Genomic DNA, 18,267 nt, shown 5'->3' with positions numbered 1-18,267 from the left:
ATGGTGTGGCAAACGATATGGAACCAGATCATTGACCTGTCGTTAATCGCTGTTCTATTTCGAGTGATGACGCCGATCCTGCTGGCCGCCTTGGGCGGGCTCATCTCGGATATCGGAGGCGCCATCAACATCGGGCTCGAAGGACTCATGTTGTTGTCGGCGTTCACGTCTATCGCAGTCGGATCCAGCACCGGAAACTGGGCGCTCGGCGTGCTGGCGGGGGTTGGAGTATCCATGCTGGTCAGTTACGGGATGGGATTCTTCTCGCTCAAGATGAAGGTCGATATTATCATTACGGGCTTCGCGGTTAATATCTTCGGCTCGGGCTTTACGATTTTCCTGATGAGCAAGATTTTCGGCGTGACCGGGAACTACTCCCCAAGCAAGGCTGCGCCGATCCCGACTGTGAATATCCCGTTCTTAGAAGACGTGCCCGTGCTGGGCAAGCTGCTAAGCGGACACAGCCTTATGGTCTGGATCGCCTTCTTATCCGTCGTATTTTGCATGGTTCTGATCTACAAGACGCCTTATGGCGTGCATCTTCGATCCGTTGGCGAAGCGCCTCAGGCTGCGCAATCGCTCGGTATTCCGGTCAAGCGGATTCAATATTCCGCGCTGGCCTGGAGCGGCGTCTTCGCTGGTCTAGCGGGTGCCTTCATGTCCAACGGGCTGACGAATATGTTCGTTAAAGACATGACCGGCGGAACAGGGTTCCTCGCGCTAGCGGTCGTACTTCTTGGTAACCGTAACCCGATCGGCATACTGTTAGGCTCGCTGATCTTCGGTCTCGCCAGCGCGTTAGCTACGATCGTGCAGACGGTGCCGGATGCTCCGATTCCGAGTCAATTCATTCAAATGATTCCTTATGTCGTGACGATTGCAGCGCTTGTATTTTTCGCAATGCGACAGAAGAGAAAGCTCGCTACTATAGCCTAAAGGGGATAAGAACACGATGGCGGAGACAGAAGTTAGGAAAATTATTATCGATTGCGATCCGGGGCATGACGATGCCATTGCCATATTGCTGGCGGGAGCGAACCCGAAGGTTGAATTGATCGGAATTACGACCGTGGCGGGCAATGCGGAAGTCGATAAAACGACCATTAACGCGTTGAAGGTATGCGAAATAGCAGGATTAAAGGATGTTCCGGTCGCTAAAGGTTCGGCACAACCGCTCGTGCGTAAGCGGGAGACGGCGGCAGACATTCATGGCGACAGCGGAATGGACGGTCCTTCGCTTCCGGCTCCGACGAAGACGATCGCGGCCGAGCATGCGGTAGATTTTATTATTCGAGAGCTGCTTGCTTCCGATGGGGATATTACGCTCATCCCTGTTGCGCCGCTGACGAACATTGCGATGGCGATGCGCAAAGAACCCGCGATCGTACCGAAAATTCGCGAAATCGTCCTCATGGGCGGAGGCACGTTCGGCAACTGGACGCCTGCGGCGGAATTCAACATTTTCGTAGATGCCGAGGCGGCTAAGGTCGTCTTCGAGAGCGGCGTGCCGCTAACGATGTTCGGGCTCGATTTGACGCATAAAGCGCAGGCGACTCCGGAAATTCAGGAGCGGTTTAAGCAGATCGGCAATCCGGTTTCCGATTTCGTGGTGGAACTGTTGCAATTTTTTATGCACACGTACAAGGAAGTATTCGGCTTCGATGGCGCGCCTGTCCATGACGCCTGCTGCGTCGCGTATTGCATTGATCCGTCCATATTTACCTGCCGCAAGCTTCATGTAGATATCGAGACGAAGGGCGAATTTAGCTACGGGATGACCGTGGTCGATATGCTCGGGGTAACGGGCAAGGAACCGAACGTAAACGTGGCGTTAGAACTCGATCAGGACAAATTCTGGGATATGATGATCGGCACGATGTCGAATTACTCCAAGACCCTATAACAGATAAGACAGCGAGGCGAAAAACTTGAAACCGATGATTCTGGACGTGGATACGGGTATTGATGACATGATGGCGATCGCTTATGCGACGCACTCTCCTGAATTGAAGCTGATCGGCATCACGACGCTGTTCGGAAATGTAACCGTTGAGGAAGCGACTCGCAACACGCTGTACGTGCTCGAGTTGCTGGATAGCGAACATGTGCCGGTGTACGCCGGAGCGGACAAGCCGTTGGCTCGGAATAAGGATTCGTATGCCAAGCACGTGCACGGCGAAGACGGCTTGGGCGGCGCATTACTTGACGCTCTTCCAAGAGGTCAAGCCGAGTCGCTAACCGCCGCGCAATTCATGGTGGAGCAGGTGCGGAGGATGCCCGGACAATTAAACATCGTTGCCGTAGGTCCGATGACCAATCTGGCCACGGCTATTCGGTTGGATCCGGAATTCGTGAAGCTGGTCGGACAAGTGGTCATCATGGGAGGGGCTGTCACCGTACCCGGTAACGTTACTGTGCATGCGGAAGCGAATATTCATAGCGATCCCGAAGCAGCCGAGATTGTGTTCGGCTCGGGACTGCCGATAAAGCTGGTCGGGCTAGACGTAACGATGAAGACGCTGCTGCCGCGTACTAGGCTGCAAGAATGGCGCGATAAAGACACCAAGATATCGCGCTTCCTGGCGGACGCGACGGATTTCTATATCGATGCTTACGAGAGGTTCAGCCCCGGGATCGGCGGCTGTGCCCTGCATGATCCGTTGGCGGTAGGTATGGTCATCGACCCTACGTTCTGCCGGACGGAATCGATGCCTGTGAGGGTCGTCACGGAGGAGCGGGATACTGCTGGTCAAACCTATGCCAACCGTGACGCCCTTCCGGACGAACGGCCAAGCATAGAAGTTTGTCTCGAAGTGGACGCGGACCGGTTCCTTGGGCATTTTATGAGCCGGGTCGTTTAAGGCTGCCATAGAGCTAAGTTAAGCGCACGATTGGGCTGGTACTTACGCGCACCATAGCGCGCGAGGAACCCAGCAGAATATGGGGTGCTCATGTTGATCCTGGTCAAGTAAGCTTTTCCCGAGATTGCAACTACTGTCATGAACTACATTAAGTGCGGGTTCAAAAAGTCTCGTTTTCAGCACCGAGAAGGTTGGATGAAGCTTAGGGAATTGGATTTTTTGAACAACTACATTAACGGGGGAGGAATTATGATATGAAAGCATGGGAGAAAGCATACCATTTGATGCAAAACGCGAATCCGGTCGTTCTGGACGAGGAAGAGCAAACCTGGCTTGCGATGAACCAGGTGGAAGAATTCTACGATATGACTTTGAAAATGTTCTGGCACAGCAACGTTCCAGGCTCCGGAGCACCGGAAATGCTGGCGGTCGCGGCGGTCCAATCGATGCACAATATGGGCTATCAGACCGACCATCTGCTCCCTCTGCTCGAGGCTGGAGAAGCGGCGTTCGAGAAGAAAGACATGATGGAGCTTCAGCGGATTACCGCGCGGCTGATGAACGAGATGTCCCGTCTACCGAAAGACGAAGGAGCCGATTATTGGCGCTATCAAGCTTACGAGACATGGGAAGCGTACGAGGCTAAGGCGAAGTTCCCTGCTTACGGGTCGTACAATGTACATGCGGAAGAATTCGCATCGCGCATGTACGCGGGATGGCTAGCCCAGATCGTCGGCGGCGCGCTCGGAACCGCGATCGAAGGGTATACGTCGCAGAAGCTGCAGGAGAAGTTCGGCGAAATTCGGAGTTACGTGCGTAAGCCGAATACGTATAACGATGACATTACGTTCGAGATCGCCTTCTTGAGCGCGTTCGATAAGTTTGGATACGAGGTTTCGTCCGCGGGGATCGCGGAGGAATGGGTAGCTCTCGTACCAAGCGGCTGGTCCGCTGAAGATATCGCCTTGAAGAACATCCGGAGCGGAATCTATCCGCCTGAAAGCGGATATTTCAACAATCCGTTCCGGGAATGGATCGGCGCTCAGATGCGCGGCGCGATCTGCGGCATGGTTGCTCCGGGCAACCCGAAGGAAGCGGCGAAGCTGGCTTGGAAGGACGCGGTCGTCTCGCATGCGAACAACGGCGTGCTGGGAGAAATCTTCAACGCGGTATTCGTATCGCTCGCTTTCGTCGAGAAGGATATTCGGAAAATCGTTGAGTTATCGGTAGACGCGATTCCATCCGACAGCGAATATTACGCATTCGTATCGACCACCCTGGAATGGTGCCGTCAGCATGCCGATTGGCGGGAAACTTGGAAGCTGTGCGAGGAAAAGTTCAAACAATACAACTGGATACACGCTTACCCGAACGCGATGGCCGAAGTGGTAGCGCTGTGGTACGGCAACGGCGACTTCGACGAGACACTGCACATCATTGCGATGGCGGGTCAGGACGTCGATTGCAATGCAGCGCAAATCGTTACCGCGCTGGGCATCATGAATGGACTTTCTTCCATCGACAGCAAATGGACCGATCCGATCGGAGACGTGCTCGACACGTATTTACGCGTGATGAAGAAAATGAAAATTACCGAATTGTCCGAGTGGACGGTTGCTGCGGTGCGGAAGCATCAAGTCCAGTAATCATTCCATCGGCTAACAAATTGGCACATCTGAAGCAGCAGCGATTACAGATTATTTTCTGTGATCGCTGTTTTATTTTTACGATACTCTGGCGCTGTCTCATTCAGAGATCCGGTTCCGATCGAACGCGAGTCGAACGCTCAACAGCAACTAATAACGTTATCTCGTACCGCTATTCGTCCCAAAAGTTACCCTGAGAACCGCAATAACGTTACACGATAACGCTATCTCGTAACAGAAGAAGAAAAAGGACTCATTCCAAGGAAATAACGTTATGCGATACCGCTAGGTGACTCCGAAGCGCCCGGCGAATCGAAATAACGTTATTTCGTATCGCTATCTCGCCGCACAAAATAGAAAACACACCAATCCCAATGAAATAACGGAACACCATTCCGCTATTCGCCCCATAGTCGGTAGCGTCAAGTAGTCTGTGTAGTAGGTTTTTCCATCGGGACGATGGATAGAAAAAATCAATTTGTTTAAGGTCGTGTGACTTGAGGCGCGTAGCTCAAGCGAAGGCGCGGGAGCTACCGCTTTATGTCCTTTGTCTTGAATATTTCTCAGTGTACATCTTCTCAAATGCTGCTTTGGTGTCCGGGTCTACAAAGCCTCGAATTGCTCTTCCGCACCATTTCTCATTGTAGTCTAGGGATTGGAGGTAGATGATTTTCTCTGCTGCTTCAATGTTAGTTAGACTATTCATTGGCTTCAGGCGCTTGCGTAACTCTTTGTTCGTCCGTTCAATGGGGTTCGAAGTGTAAATCGCAGGTCGTGTGAGTGCTGGGAACTTGTAGAAGGTCAGTAACGTCGGGAGTTGTTCCTCCCACGACTTCACTTCCTTCGGATATTGCTTGCTCCATTTGGCTTTGAACCCATCGAAGACCGCCAAAGCTACATCGCCATCGAATGCCGTGTATACACCCTTCAAATCTTCGAGAAACTCGGTTTTATCGTTGACTCGAATTTTTGGAAAGGTACTTCTCACTTTATGGACGATACAATGCTGCACATCGGCTTGAGGATACACTGCTCGAAAAGCTTCCTCAAGTCCAGGTAGTCCGTCAAAAACGCCAACTAGTACTTCGGTTGCTCCGCGGTTCTTTAAGTCAATTAAGACCTCTTTCCAAACGTTAGAACTCTCTTGGCCACCGACGTAAAATCCTAGAATTTGACGTATCCCTTTCTCGTCGATACCCATGACCAAGTAAACAGCCTCGCTACTGACTGTATTACGTTTGAGCTTAACATAGAGGCCGTCCAAATAGATAACGGAGTAGCGTTTCTCTAGCGGGCGCTTCTGCCACTGTTCGATGTCCTCCATAACCGTCTGAGTAATGTTACTGATGGTGGTCGGAGAATACTGAGTACCGAACATGCTCTCGATGAACTTGGCAACTTCGCGTGTGCTCATTCCGCCTTTGTACATATGAATGATGGCCTCTTCCAGCCAGCCTTCCCTACGTTGGTAGGGTTGGAACAAACGTGTTTGAAAAGTCCCTTTACGGTCGCGAGGAACTTGGAGTTCGTTTATGGTTCCGTAACGGGTTTGGAACGTACGCTTGTAGTGACCATTACGACTGTTTCGCTGATCCTGTTGCTCGTTAAGCATGTAGTTCTTAATTTCTTCACGCATGAGCAGTTCTAGTTTCTCCTGCAACAGCTTTTTTACAGCATTTTCAAGTAGATTGTCGTACGCATTTTCGGATATAGTAGTCATCGAGTAGGGCTCCTTCTTGGTGATGTCGTAATCCCGAGGATACCCTACTTTTTTGTTGCCTGTTAAGGCTCCAAATGTTGGTACACAGACTACTTTACATCATCCCATAGTCACCTGGAATACCGCAATAGCGGAACGGAATTCCGCTATCTCGCCACACAAAACAAAAAACACACCAATCCCAAAGAAATAACGGAACACCATTCCGCTATTCGCCTCAAACTCATCTGAAATATCGCAATAGCGGAACGGAATTCCGTTTTCGTCATTAATACAGGGTGAAAATGGTTCAATCACAACCGATAGATTCTACCCCACATTGTTTGTCTATTGCAGACTTCCACAATCAACTTCGAATGAAGGTCAAATACTGATTTTGGGTTGGAGCCTTAAATTATTGACGATATACTTGCGATCCCAAGTCTATCCATCCCGGGATTCGGTGTGTATACTAGGAGCGCAGGCTGAATTCTAAATTCAAGTTGAGAGAATATATGTGCTCGGAGAAGGGTGATTGCAGCATGTTAGGAATAGGTATCTTACTAGGCTTTCATCTTCTTGGTATGATTCTGCAACATGCTTTATCCCTTCCGTTACCCGCCAACGTGCTGGGGCTTTTACTGTTCGTTGTTTCCCTGTTCGCAGGTTGGATTAAGCTGGAGTGGGTGGAGGTATCGGCGAACTTCCTGCTAAGGCACATGATGTTGTTCTTCATTCCGATCATCGTGGCGAGCCAATTGTTCTTTCCTTTTATGAAGGAGCAGTGGCTGGCGATCGGGTTGAGCTGGCTCGGTAGCACTTTAATCGCGTTGTTCGTGACAGGGTGGGCGACTAAGGCGTGGACGGCGGGAGAGAAGGAAGCCAATGAGTGATTGGAAAGAGATGTTGTTCGCGGAGCCGCTATTCGCTATCGCGGTCACAGTGCTGATCTACTTAGGCGCAGAAGGGCTGCATGCCAGATGGAAGTGGCTCCATCCCTTGCTAGCGGCTAGCGTAGGCGTTATGGCTCTGCTCGCGTTGCTCGATGTTCCCTATGAATCCTATGCGGTCGGCGGCCGCTGGATCGAGTTCTGGCTCGGCCCGGCTACTGTGGCGCTTGGCGTTCCGCTCTATAAACACGCCGCGTATATTCGGCGGCAATTGCCCGCGATCCTCGGCGGAATCGCGGTCGGAACGATGAGCGCCATGGCTAGCGCCGGCGCGCTGGTCTGGGGGCTGGGAGGCACGCGGGAGCTGATGCTTACGATGATGCCGAAGTCCGCGACTGCGCCGATCTCGATCGAAGTCGTTCGCCAGCTCGGCGGACAGCCGGAGTTGGCGGCGGTATTAACGGTGCTTACCGGCTTGCTCGGCAGCATGATCGGGCCGAAGCTGCTGCGAATGGCCGGTTTCGGCGATCCGATGTCCATGGGCACGGCTATCGGCACGTCATCGCACGGCATCGGCACCGCCCGGGTGATGCGCGAGTCGGAATTGGTCGGCGGCATCAGCGGGTTCGCTATGGGCGTTGCGGGAATATTGACTTCTATTTATGCAGTTCCTTTGTATTTGTTCTTATGACGGCTGGCGGCTGGGTTGGCGGAATTGCTTCAACCGGTCGTCGAGGAAAAAGTAAGGTTGATCCGGACGATTTCGGAACGGCTGCCGATCCGGATCGGCGGGCCCCAGAAGCCGTAACCGGAAGTGACGATGGAATGGAATGAGCCCTTCCGCACATGTCCCCAGTCATTCTCGTAGAGGGCCCGGGTGAGCAGGTGACCGGGGGCGATCTGTCCTCGGTGAGTGTGTCCGGACACCATTAAATCGATGCCGTTCTGCGCGGCGATATCCAGGTCGTACGGTTGGTGGTCCAACAAAATCATCGGCCGGCTCACATCGACGCCATTTACGAGCGCCGCCACGTCGGATCGGTCGGTTTCCGTCCGGTCTTTGCGGCCGATCAGCGTTAGCTTGTCGTCCATAATCGTTATCGTTTCGTCGTACAACACGTTCATATTGCTGCGTTCCAATGCTTCGATCAGCTTCTCGACGGGACCGTCCAACTTGTCGTGATTGCCGAGAGTCGCGTATACTCCGTACTTCGATTTAACTTCGCTTATAATATCGTCGATTCCGCTATCCAGATAAGCGTCCAAATTGTCGTCGATAATATCGCCCGGGTACAAGACGATATCGGGTTCTAATTTGTTGATCTCCTCTACCATGCGTCTGGCATGCGAAGGACCGGATAGCAGGCCGAAGTGCGTGTCCGCCACCATGACGACGTTCAGCTTGTCCAATCCTTGAACGTCTTTGTCGATGTTGACATCGTAAGCGCGCACGACCGGACTGTATGCGTTAAACGTACCGTATCCGATTAGCGCCACGAGCGCGGCCAACGTGAGGAAGCCTGCCCACTTTTGCGCGCGATGGCGAGGTAGCGGCGTCAGCCTAAGCAACCATAGGATGACATGAACGATCGGCAACAGCATGACTAGCAGCGCGAATATGGCGATCCAGTACGACCCGATCATGCTCAGGAACGCGATATCGGGCAACAACCGACCGAATACGAATGAAAGGGCTAGAAAAACGATCGCAACGATATAGACGGTTTTGAACGAGGCGAATTCTCTCGGTTTCATCCAGCGCCATCCGCTCCAGCCGATATAGAAAACAAGAAAACCGTAGACGATTAGGGCTAAAATAGCGAATAAGACGAACATGCTCGACCTCTTCTCGTATAATAGTAGGGTTCTGGATGACGAGCGCTAACGAACCTTTTGGATAGCATACCATCGACGGGTGCTAGATTCCAAACCTCGACTTCGCTTGATCGGACATCCAGTGCATGCCTGTCTCAAAGTCGAAACGTCGTTTCCCTTCATTCGGGGAAGCAGGCGTTTCGGTTTAAATAAGTTAAGGCCGGAAATACGCGAATGTATAGTATTGTATAATGGAAGCAGTAGACTTGAACGCCTTAACAAGGAGCCGCGCAGATTCCGCCATGTTCATTCCGACCGGCAAGATCAGGATTCCCCCGCTGAACGAGGGAAATCGGCCCCGACCGCGCTTGGACAATATATTGAGCGCCGATTCGGGGCCATCATTAACGCTCGTAACGGCGCCATCCGGCTATGGTAAAACGACCGCCGTCTCCGATTGGGCCCGCCGTTCGCTTATCCCCGTCGGCTGGCTGTCCCTCGATCCGGAGGATAACGACGCCGTCCGATTCTGGAACGGAGTCGCCGCTTCCATCCGGGAGTCGACCGTGTTCAAGGACGATTCTTACATTCTAGACATGGACGCCTCCCTCCAGCCGCTAGAAGTCCGCATCGACCGGCTAACGGAAAGTCTGTACCGGCTTAATAAAAATCTGGCCGTCGTACTGGACGACTATCACCATATTGGCAACCCGGAAATCCATCGACAGCTAGAAAAATGGCTCGATCGACTACCACCGTTCGTCCGTCTGATCGTCCTCAGCCGCTCCAACCCCGGATTCCAGGTCGCTCGGCTGCGCGCGAACGGCCGGCTGCTCGAGCTCGGCGTTTCCGATTTGCGTTTTCGACCGGAGGAAGCGTCCTCTTATTTGAATGACGGGCTGAAGCTCGGCCTCTCCCCGGACGACGTAGCCAGCTTCGTCGGGAAGACGGAAGGCTGGATTACCGGAATCAAGCTGTTCGCCCTGGCGCTGGACGTTCGGGACGATCGTTCGGAATTCATCGATTCGGTGAACGGCGGACGGCGCCATATTAAAGAATATCTAGCCGAAGAAGTTTTTGCCGGGCAATCGGAGGAGCTTCGGCATTTTCTGCTTCGCACGTCCGTCTTGGACCGAATGTCGGCCCCCCTGTGCAACCGGCTGACCGGGAGGACGGACGGGGGAGAGAGTCTGGAGCGTTTGGTCAAGTCGGGATTGTTCATCGTTCCGCTGGACGACCGAGGAGAATGGTATAGATACCATCCCCTCTTCGCCGAATTTCTGCGGGACAAGCTCCGTAGGCTGGACGAAAGGCTCGACTTGGACTTGACGCGCCAAGCAGCGCTATGGCTCCAGGAAACCGGGTATGAACGCGAAGCGGTTCCTTATTGGCTCCGCGCGGCCGAATATGTCCAAGCGGGGTCTCGCATCGGCGAACTTGCGCCCTATCTGCTCAAGGAGGGCTCCTGGAGCTTGCTCAAAAGCTGGCTGGATCAACTCCCTTCCCGAATGGTGCACGGCTCGGAGCGCCTCTCCATCGCATACGCTTGGTCCGCCCTGCTGTCCGGTCTAAGCGTCGAAGCAGAGAGCGGGCTGCGCAAGTCGGGCCGGACCCTGTTGAAATCCGCCTCGCGAGCCGATGACTCCGAATCGCTGAACGATTGGCTCGGGGAAGCCGCTCTTGTGCGGATGATGTCGGCCTTTTACCGTAGAGACTTGCGATCCGCCCTGGCCTACGCCAAAGAATCCGTCGTACGGAAAACGGCGATCAGCGACTTCATCCGAATCGGAATCGACTTCAATACGCACGAGGCCAGGCTGTCCAGAGGCTTACTCGGCATGAACGGACATCTGCGCAAAGCCGCCGCCTACTTGAAGCAAATGGAGCCGGACGTCGCGGCCGATCCTGCCAATACGCTGGCTACCGGTTACAGCTACGCCGTGCTCGGCGAGATTCTGTACGAATGGAATCGTCTGCCCGCGGCCGAAGAAAGCTTGCTTAAGGGCGTGCGGATCGGCGAATCGTCGCGCAATCCGGGCCTCTGGGTTCCCGCCATGATGAGCCTGATTAAGCTCAAGGCAAAGCTGGGCCATCGCGGGCAAGCCGCCGATCTTCTGCACGAGCTTTCCCGCAGCCCTATTCCCGCCGGCTCTTCCATATGGTCCAGGGTCGTCGGGGCGTTCTTGGTCGAACGGCGGTTAGCGGAAGCCTGTCGCGAGGAGGCCGCCGAGTGGCTGAAGCGGACAGCCGTTTATTTAAGCGATACTGCCCAGGTTGTCCGCGAATATGAGCATACGGTGCGGATACGGTCGCTCCGGGCTCTCGGCCATTTGCCGATGGCGCTAGAAAACGCGGAGAGGCTGTCGCTGTCCGCGGAAAAAGAGGGCCGTACGCTCAGCCATGTCGAGTTCGTCAATTTGCAAGCGATGATCCACGGCGCGGAAGGGAGAGTCGAACGAGCAACGGAACTGTTGAGCGACGGGCTTCGTCTCGCCGAGAGGGAAGGCTACGTCCACCTGTACACCGACGAAGGCGTACCGATGGCGAACCTGCTGCGGCATACGCTGGACCGGGTCGTCTCCGGCGAGCTGCGGCACGTGTCAGCGAGGTATATCCGAATGCTTTTGTCCGCCTTCGGCGGAGCGACCCCGGAAGAATCCGGACGCGTGTCAAACCCCCGCAATGCCGCCGCGATCCCCCCCGATGCGTCGGAGGAATTGTCCGCCAGGCAGTGGGAAATTCTCGATCGCGTGTCGACCGGGGCTACGAACCAGCAAATCGCCGACGACTTGTTCATCAGCGTGGGGACTCTCAAAATCCATTTGAACCGGATTTACAAGAAACTGAACGTGGACAACCGCGAACAAGCGATCCGTTGGGCCGTTCGGGAAAAGCGGCTTCGCGAACCGCCGGTCAAGGGTGGCTATCCAAAAGAATATAACCCCTAATATAACTCTTGCGGCGCTAGCTTGTCCGATATACTTATCCCTAATCGAACGATTAGGAGATGAGCGAGAATCATGTCGAAAGGGATTCATCAGCGCGCACGGAGGCCGCTTGCGCTAATCGCCGGCCTGTTGTCGGGGATGTTGGCGCTTCCGGCGGGCGCTTTCGCGGCGGGATTGTTGCAGGAGGCGGAGGATTATCGCTTGGCTTCCGTGTCCTACGAAATGACCGTCGGAGACTTTAACCGGGACGGCTTGGCCGATCTGGCCGTCGGCGTCTACGGAACGAATACGGTACAAATCCGGTTGGGCAACGGGGACGGCACCTTTCGGACCGGGGAATCTTACGCGGTGGAATTTCCCGCCAATCTTGCAACGGGGGATTTCAACGGGGACGGGAAGCTCGATCTCTTCACCTACCACATACATACGACCAACAACGGCGAGTCCGGTGGCGGGATTTATGTGACGACTCCATACGGGACGACTCTGTTTGGAAACGGCGACGGAACTTTCGCAAACCCGGTTCCCTTCTTTCCGCAAACGGGAATCTTTCCGCCAACCGACTCCATTCCGATCGTCGGAGACTTCAACGGCGACGGGAAATCCGACGTGGCGGTTACGCTGAACGGGTGGGTGGCGGTTGCCCTCGGGGACGAAACCGGCTCGCTCAAGCTCTCCCACCTTACTCCGCAGATCACTTCGGCGATCAAAGATTGCCAAGCGTCCGACTTGGACGGAGACGGGAAAACGGATCTGGTCTGCATAAGCGACACCGCCCCGCGAACGCTTACGGCCCTGTACAGCAACGGCGAAGGCACCTTCGCCGTCGCTCCGGACATCTGGGCCGGAGCATCTCCCGTCGCCCTGGACAGCTACGACGTTAACGGAGACGGCCTAGGCGACGTCGTTGTCTCCGACTCCTCGGCGCCGGGAATTTACATCGTTTTCGGCAGCCGAGACAGGATATTGAATCAGTCCTCCTCTTTTCTGACCGACATCGACGCCCAAGGTCTCAGCCATGGCGACTACGACGAGGACGGCAGAACCGATATCGCCCTCGTCCGCGAAGACCGGATTTCCCTCTTGCTCGGAAGGGAAGACGGCGCGTATTCGACGGCAGACGTATACGCGCCGGGAGCGGGCCACTCTATCCAGCCCGGTTCTTCGGTCAGCGAGATGTTTAACGGCGACAACCGAAGCGATATCGCCGTCCTGACGTCCTTGAACAATTCATCCTCGCATCTTCTCGTTTTTAACTCGGTCGTCCCGGGGACGTTCCGGCTCTCGTCTTCCGCTTATTCGGCGGCGGAGGGAGACGGCTCCGTTACCTTCGCGGTTTATCGCGACGGAGGCAGTTACGGCACGGCCACTGTAGATTACGCGACGGCGGACGGAACGGCGACGGCGGGAAGCGACTACGAGGCTTCTAACGGCACGCTCGCCTTCGGCCCAGGGGAAACTTTACGGACGATTTCCGTTCCGATCCTGGACGACTCCGTTCATGAAACGGACGAAACGTTTACGCTGTCGCTGTCCAATCCGTCGGAAGGAGCCGCGATCGGCACCCCGGCATCCGCCGCGGCGACGATCGTGGACGACGACCCGTCCGCTCCGCTCCCGGATACGGAAGCGCCGACATGGCCCGCCGGCGCTTCGCTCGACGCGACCGGCATCGCGTCAACGAGCCTCTCTCTCGGCTGGCCGGCCGCGTCGGATAACGTAAGCGTCGAAGCTTACGAGATTTATGTCGGAGGCAATCCCGCTCCGATCGCTACCGTGACGGGGAGCGTTTATGCCTACCCCGTCTCCGGGTTAACGTCGGGAACGGAATATGCCTTTACCGTCGTGGCCAAGGATGCGGCGAACAACGAGAGCTCCGGGCTAAGCCGCACGGTCTCAACGGCCGCGATCCCTCCTTCCGCTCCGGGCGGGACTAACGGCACTGCCGCTCCGTTGTCCGGCAACGCGAACGCAAGAGAGCTTGTTCTGTTCGCGAACGGCAAACCGCTGCCGCTGACCCCCGAGTTCGCAAGCCGCATCGCGGAGTATACGGCGACCACGGATGCGGAAGAGATCGAAATCCGACTAACGCCGGAAGAGGAATCTACCGTCGTCAAGTTAGATAACGCGATCATCCTCGGCACGAAAAGGCTCTCTCTGCGGATGGGAATCAATCCGATCGAATTTTCCTTGAAGGCGCAAGACGGAACGTTGAAGAAGATCGCGATCCGAATCGAGCGAATTCCTCCGGCCCCCGCGGAGAAGGCTTGCTCCTTCGCCGACCTTGACGGCCATTGGGCCAAGGCCCGGCTCTGCGATGCCACGAAGAGCGGCATCGTTCAGGGCGTCTCCGCCGAGGCTTTCGAGCCTGATCGCCCCGTCACGCGGGCGGAATTCGCGGCCATGCTCGCGCGGACGCTAGGAAATTCCTCCGACAACGGGCGGCCCCCCGGTATCCCGTTCGTCGACGCCGAAGACATTCCGGCTTGGGCAACTTCCGCTATCCGTTATGCCGCAGCGAACGGAATCCTGACGGGATATCCCGACGGCTCTGTCCGATCGGGCGAGCCGGTCTCCAGAGCCGAGATGGCCGCCATGATCGCTAGGGCGATGAAGTGGACGACGACTGCCGTCTCGACGGTTTTCTCGGACGACCGGGATATCCCTTCTTGGGCAAAGCCTTATATTCAAGCCGCCTATGAGAAGGGGATCCTGCTCGGCACGGGAAACAACCGATTCGTCCCGGGAGCGCCCGCTACCCGCGCGGAAAGCGCGGTCACCATGCTGCGATTGCTGGAACGTCTGGGGCGATAGCACCGGCGTCTCTTCCCGGAAAGCAACTTTCCCCATTAGAAAGCGGCATTTATTGCGCTGGAAAACATAGAAGAAATCAAAAACCCCTTGCGTACCTACTAGAAATGTAGGCCCGCAAGGGGTTTTCCTAAAATTTAAGCCGCGACGTCGCGTTTCGTGAACAACAGCCAAGAGACGAACTGGAATACGACGTAATAAGCGACGAGCATCGAGATCGAGAATCCGAGCGTCATCTCGGGCCGGATCGGCTCGGAGCCCGGTAAATACCGCGTCAGGTCAATGTTCGCGAAGAGCAAATATTTCGACCAACTGTAGCTGCTGAGGATCATCGTGAGCGTGTTGCCGACGAGCATGAACAAGAGCGAGAAGGCGATCGCCATCGAAGAGCTGCGGAACGCAGCCGAGATCATGAAGGCGAGCGTGACGTACATGAACAGCGAGACGACGGCATAGCCGTATTTCTGAAGCGAATCCGCGATCATGGACGTTTCCTGAACGAGTCCATCCGCGCCTATCGTAAGATGAGGCAGCGTCAATCCGTCGAAGCCTTGAAGAACGGCGCCTGCTCCGAAGGCGGCCGCGAACATGATAACGAGCAGCAATAGGGCGAAGATCATCGTCGAGATATATTTACTCATCATGATTTTCATCCGCGAAGCAGGTCCGACGAGCAATAACTTGATCGTACCCCAGGTGAATTCCGCCGCGATCATGTCGGCGGCGACGATGACGGTCAGGATCGTGACCAGCATGACCATCGAGGCCGAGCTATTCACGTAATCCCATAACGATTGTTCGTTAGGGTTGATGTTATTGGCTAAATAGTACTCGTTGATCTTGATCGAGTCGGTCATATATTCCCGATAATCGGTGTCGATCTCTTTGTCATCTTGCAATTGCTTCTGCATTTGTTGATTTTGCGAGGTTAAGCTTTGCTGCCAGTTCGAATGGTCGCTCCGGCTTTCGTCCCATTTCATCAAGCCGCTCATCAGTCCTACGGCGAGCAAGAGGAATCCGATCATCATCCATGTACGGGGACGACGGTAAATCTTCATGTTCTCGTTACGTATTAGATTTCCTAGTTTAGACAACCATCTCACCTCCGGTCATTTCCAAGAATCTGTCCTCCAGAGATTTTTGGGATGCGGAGATGCCGTAGACGTCAAGATCCGCCAGAACCAGGCGCCTCGCGATGTCAGGGATACGCGATTTATCGGTCATGAGCTCAAGCTGAGCTCCCGAAATCGAGATTTTCAAATCCTGGAAGGACTCGGATAGAACCCGTAAGGCCAGTTGAGGATTATTCACGTCGATCGTAACCTTCAACTGCGCCGATTCCCCCGTTCCCTCTTCCTGCAAGGAGCGAACGTCGATTAATTTGCCCCCCTGGATAATCGCCACGCGGTCGCACATCAATTCCATCTCCGACAGCAAGTGGGACGACACGATAACGGAGATTCCCTCCTCCTGCGTGAGCTTGCGCAAGTAATCGCGCAATTCGCGAATCCCGGCAGGATCTAGACCGTTCGTCGGTTCGTCGAGGATCAAGACGGAAGGACGATGCAGAAGGGCTTGAGCGACGCCGAGCCTCTGTCTCATCCCAAGCGAATAACGCTTGACCTTCTCATGAATACGGTTCTGCAAGCCGACGAGCTTGATGACCTCATCTATGCGTTCCTTCGTCACGCCGGAATGGCGACGCGCGAAATGGATCAAATTCTGATATCCGCTGAGAAACTTATACATCTCGGGATTTTCTACTATAGCTCCGATATGAGTCATGGCTTGCTCGAACTGCTTGCGGACGGAGACTCCTTTTACGAAAACCTCGCCCTTCGTCATCGAGATCAATCCGACGATCATCCGAATCGTTGTCGTTTTACCGGCACCGTTCGGGCCTAGAAATCCGAATACTTCTCCCGCGGGTACATCAAAGGACAAACCGTCGACGATAGTGCGTTTGCCGATCGTTTTGGATACGTTACGAAGCTGTAACACGGCTTCTTGCATGTTCGACTAACCTCCCAATTTGTTTCGCTTGCAAGACTGAGTATAACGAATAAAAGGTCCGTTCCATCATGGTCTTGAGGAGAGTTTGCAACCTATACTTTAGTCGAGTATCGCATGGTTGAACTTGGATCGGGAGGAAGCTTTTCAATTTTATTTTTACCGGTTAATGAAAGATTAAGGTGAATATGTAACAATGATATCTTGTAAATCGTCTATATGTGCGAGTTCAAAAAGTTCGGTTTTCAGCACCGAGAAGGTTGGATGAAGCTTAGGGACTGAGGAACGGAGCGTAGGAAGAACCTACGTGAGTACCGGAAGGGCCGGCTGAATTCAAGATTCGATGTCGAGTACGCTTCTAGGTCGGCTTCGTGATCAAAATCGGAATTTTTGAACAACCTCTATTTGACGTTCAGAGAAATTGAGATAAATAGAGAGATAATAGATAGCGGAATTAGGAGAGGGAGAGAAGAAACATGAAAAAACATCGTCGTCTTAAAATTGCCGTCGTATCTACGGTCATGGCTCTAATCGTATTGGTCGGGGTCGGTTATGCGAATAGGGGAGCGCTGTCGGCGCTAGGATATGATTGGTTTCTGTCCGATAAAGTCGAGAAAAGCTTCGCGGGTTCTTACAAACCGCTTACGAACCGGCCGACCGCCAGCGAGCCTCCTCAGGTCGAGGATCCGTTCAGCATGCTGCTTATGGGAGTTGACGCGCGTGCGCGCGAACGGGGTCGTTCGGACACGCTTATCTATACGGTCGTTCGTCCCAAAGACGGCAACGTTCTGATGATTTCGATTCCGAGGGATACGTATGCGGACATCGTCGGGAAGGATAAAATGGATAAAATCACGCACGCGTACGCTTTCGGCGGACCCGAAATGGCGGTAGACAGCGTGGAGAAGCTGCTTGAAGCGAAGATCGACCACTATGCGTCCATCAATTTTCAAGGCTTCATTAAAGTCGTAGATAAGCTGGGAGGCATCCATCTGCCGATCGGCAAAGACATCGTCAACAAAGGCGCGGATCATGAGAAGTTTACCGTCAAAGCGAATAAGGATAGTTATAGCGGCGTAGAGGCGTTGAACTATGTGCGTTATCGCGAAGATGCCGGCGGAGATATGTCCAGAACCGAACGTAACCGCGTATTCCTGGAGGAATTGGTTCATAAGGCGGCTTCCCTGAAGCAATGGAACAACATCCCGGAAGTATTGGATATCGTCGGCGATAATTTCATCACGGATCTGCCGCCCGCGTCGATGAGCGATCTGGCCAAGCAGTTCCTGCAAACCGGCCAAAACATCCAAAGCTATACGTTAAAAGGCGACGGAAAACGGATGGGGAGACAAAATCTTTGGTACTTCGTTACGGATGAGGACGATCTGAATCAGGTTCGCACAACGGTCGCGGCTTGGTTGAATCCGGAAACGCCCGAGGATCAATTAACGGTTCCGGGAGACCCGGATGAATCTACGGACAAGAAGACATCCAACAATCAAGCCGCATAAAATGACAAGATGTGGCATCTCCAATGGTGAATCTAGAGCTCAACATGATATAATGGGGTCACTGCCGTTTGATTCG

General features: G+C 54.2%; 13 protein-coding genes. 9 read left to right on the top strand and 4 right to left on the bottom strand.

Features of this window, described 5'->3' with window-relative positions:
• The 4 genes from HH215_RS22940 (at position 1) to HH215_RS22925 (ending at position 4,507) form a co-directional block, all read left to right on the top strand.
• Entirely contained in the window at positions 1-936 is a 936-nt protein-coding gene (locus HH215_RS22940) for an ABC transporter permease (RefSeq protein ID WP_254450190.1), read from the top strand.
• A 16-nt stretch (positions 937-952) separates the two neighbouring features.
• Entirely contained in the window at positions 953-1,903 is a 951-nt protein-coding gene (locus tag HH215_RS22935; protein ID WP_169282017.1) for a nucleoside hydrolase, read from the top strand.
• A 25-nt stretch (positions 1,904-1,928) separates the two neighbouring features.
• Complete coding sequence (locus HH215_RS22930; protein ID WP_254450189.1) at positions 1,929-2,861, top strand: nucleoside hydrolase; 933 nt, start codon at positions 1,929-1,931, stop codon at positions 2,859-2,861.
• 254 nt (positions 2,862-3,115) lie between these two features.
• Positions 3,116-4,507, top strand: coding sequence for an ADP-ribosylglycohydrolase family protein (locus HH215_RS22925; RefSeq protein ID WP_169282016.1), 1,392 nt, complete (start codon positions 3,116-3,118; stop codon positions 4,505-4,507).
• Positions 4,508-5,045: 538 nt separating this feature from the next.
• Here HH215_RS22925 and HH215_RS22920 read toward each other — a convergent pair.
• Positions 5,046-6,227 carry an IS256 family transposase gene (locus HH215_RS22920; protein ID WP_169280657.1) on the bottom strand — a complete coding sequence of 394 codons (1,182 nt, stop codon included), beginning with the start codon at positions 6,225-6,227 and terminating at the stop codon, positions 5,046-5,048.
• 521 nt (positions 6,228-6,748) lie between these two features.
• On the opposite strand from HH215_RS22920, the gene HH215_RS22915 reads away from it, so the two are divergent.
• Both HH215_RS22915 and HH215_RS22910 read left to right on the top strand, forming a co-directional pair.
• Complete coding sequence (locus HH215_RS22915) at positions 6,749-7,099, top strand: CidA/LrgA family protein (protein WP_169282015.1); 351 nt, start codon at positions 6,749-6,751, stop codon at positions 7,097-7,099.
• Complete coding sequence (locus HH215_RS22910; RefSeq protein WP_254450188.1) at positions 7,092-7,787, top strand: LrgB family protein; 696 nt, start codon at positions 7,092-7,094, stop codon at positions 7,785-7,787. Before HH215_RS22915 ends, HH215_RS22910 begins: the two co-directional genes overlap by 8 nt.
• 29 nt (positions 7,788-7,816) lie before the next feature.
• On the opposite strand, the gene HH215_RS22905 is transcribed toward HH215_RS22910, so the two are convergent.
• The gene (locus HH215_RS22905; RefSeq protein ID WP_169282014.1) at positions 7,817-8,932 is read right to left on the bottom strand and encodes a metallophosphoesterase; all 1,116 of its coding nucleotides are present in this window, start codon (positions 8,930-8,932) and stop codon (positions 7,817-7,819) included.
• A gap of 245 nt (positions 8,933-9,177) precedes the next feature.
• Between HH215_RS22905 and HH215_RS22900 the strand changes: the two genes are divergently transcribed.
• Positions 9,178-11,859: a winged helix-turn-helix domain-containing protein gene (locus HH215_RS22900; protein WP_169282013.1), complete on the top strand. Its 2,682-nt coding sequence runs from the start codon at positions 9,178-9,180 to the stop codon at positions 11,857-11,859.
• A 72-nt stretch (positions 11,860-11,931) separates the two neighbouring features.
• A complete protein-coding gene (locus HH215_RS22895; RefSeq protein ID WP_169282012.1) occupies positions 11,932-14,673 on the top strand; it encodes an FG-GAP-like repeat-containing protein in 2,742 nt (913 codons plus the stop codon).
• A 134-nt stretch (positions 14,674-14,807) separates the two neighbouring features.
• Here the strand turns inward: HH215_RS22895 and HH215_RS22890 are convergent, their stop codons facing one another.
• Positions 14,808-15,764 (bottom strand): ABC transporter permease, encoded by a 957-nt coding sequence (locus HH215_RS22890; RefSeq protein ID WP_254450187.1) that lies wholly within the window; start codon positions 15,762-15,764, stop codon positions 14,808-14,810.
• Positions 15,757-16,683 (bottom strand): ABC transporter ATP-binding protein, encoded by a 927-nt coding sequence (locus HH215_RS22885; protein WP_169282011.1) that lies wholly within the window; start codon positions 16,681-16,683, stop codon positions 15,757-15,759. Before HH215_RS22885 ends, HH215_RS22890 begins: the two co-directional genes overlap by 8 nt.
• A 473-nt stretch (positions 16,684-17,156) precedes the next feature.
• On the opposite strand from HH215_RS22885, the gene HH215_RS22880 reads away from it, so the two are divergent.
• On the top strand, positions 17,157-18,191 hold the full coding sequence (locus HH215_RS22880; protein WP_169282010.1) for an LCP family protein: 1,035 nt from the start codon (positions 17,157-17,159) through the stop codon (positions 18,189-18,191).
• The last annotated feature ends 76 nt before the right edge of the window (positions 18,192-18,267 follow it).

The sequence above is a fragment of the Cohnella herbarum genome (assembly GCF_012849095.1).
GTDB classification, from domain to species: Bacteria; Bacillota; Bacilli; order Paenibacillales; family Paenibacillaceae; genus Cohnella; species Cohnella herbarum.
The sequence above is the reverse complement of the archived record's forward strand: the minus strand, read 5'-3'. Positions and strand labels throughout refer to the sequence as shown.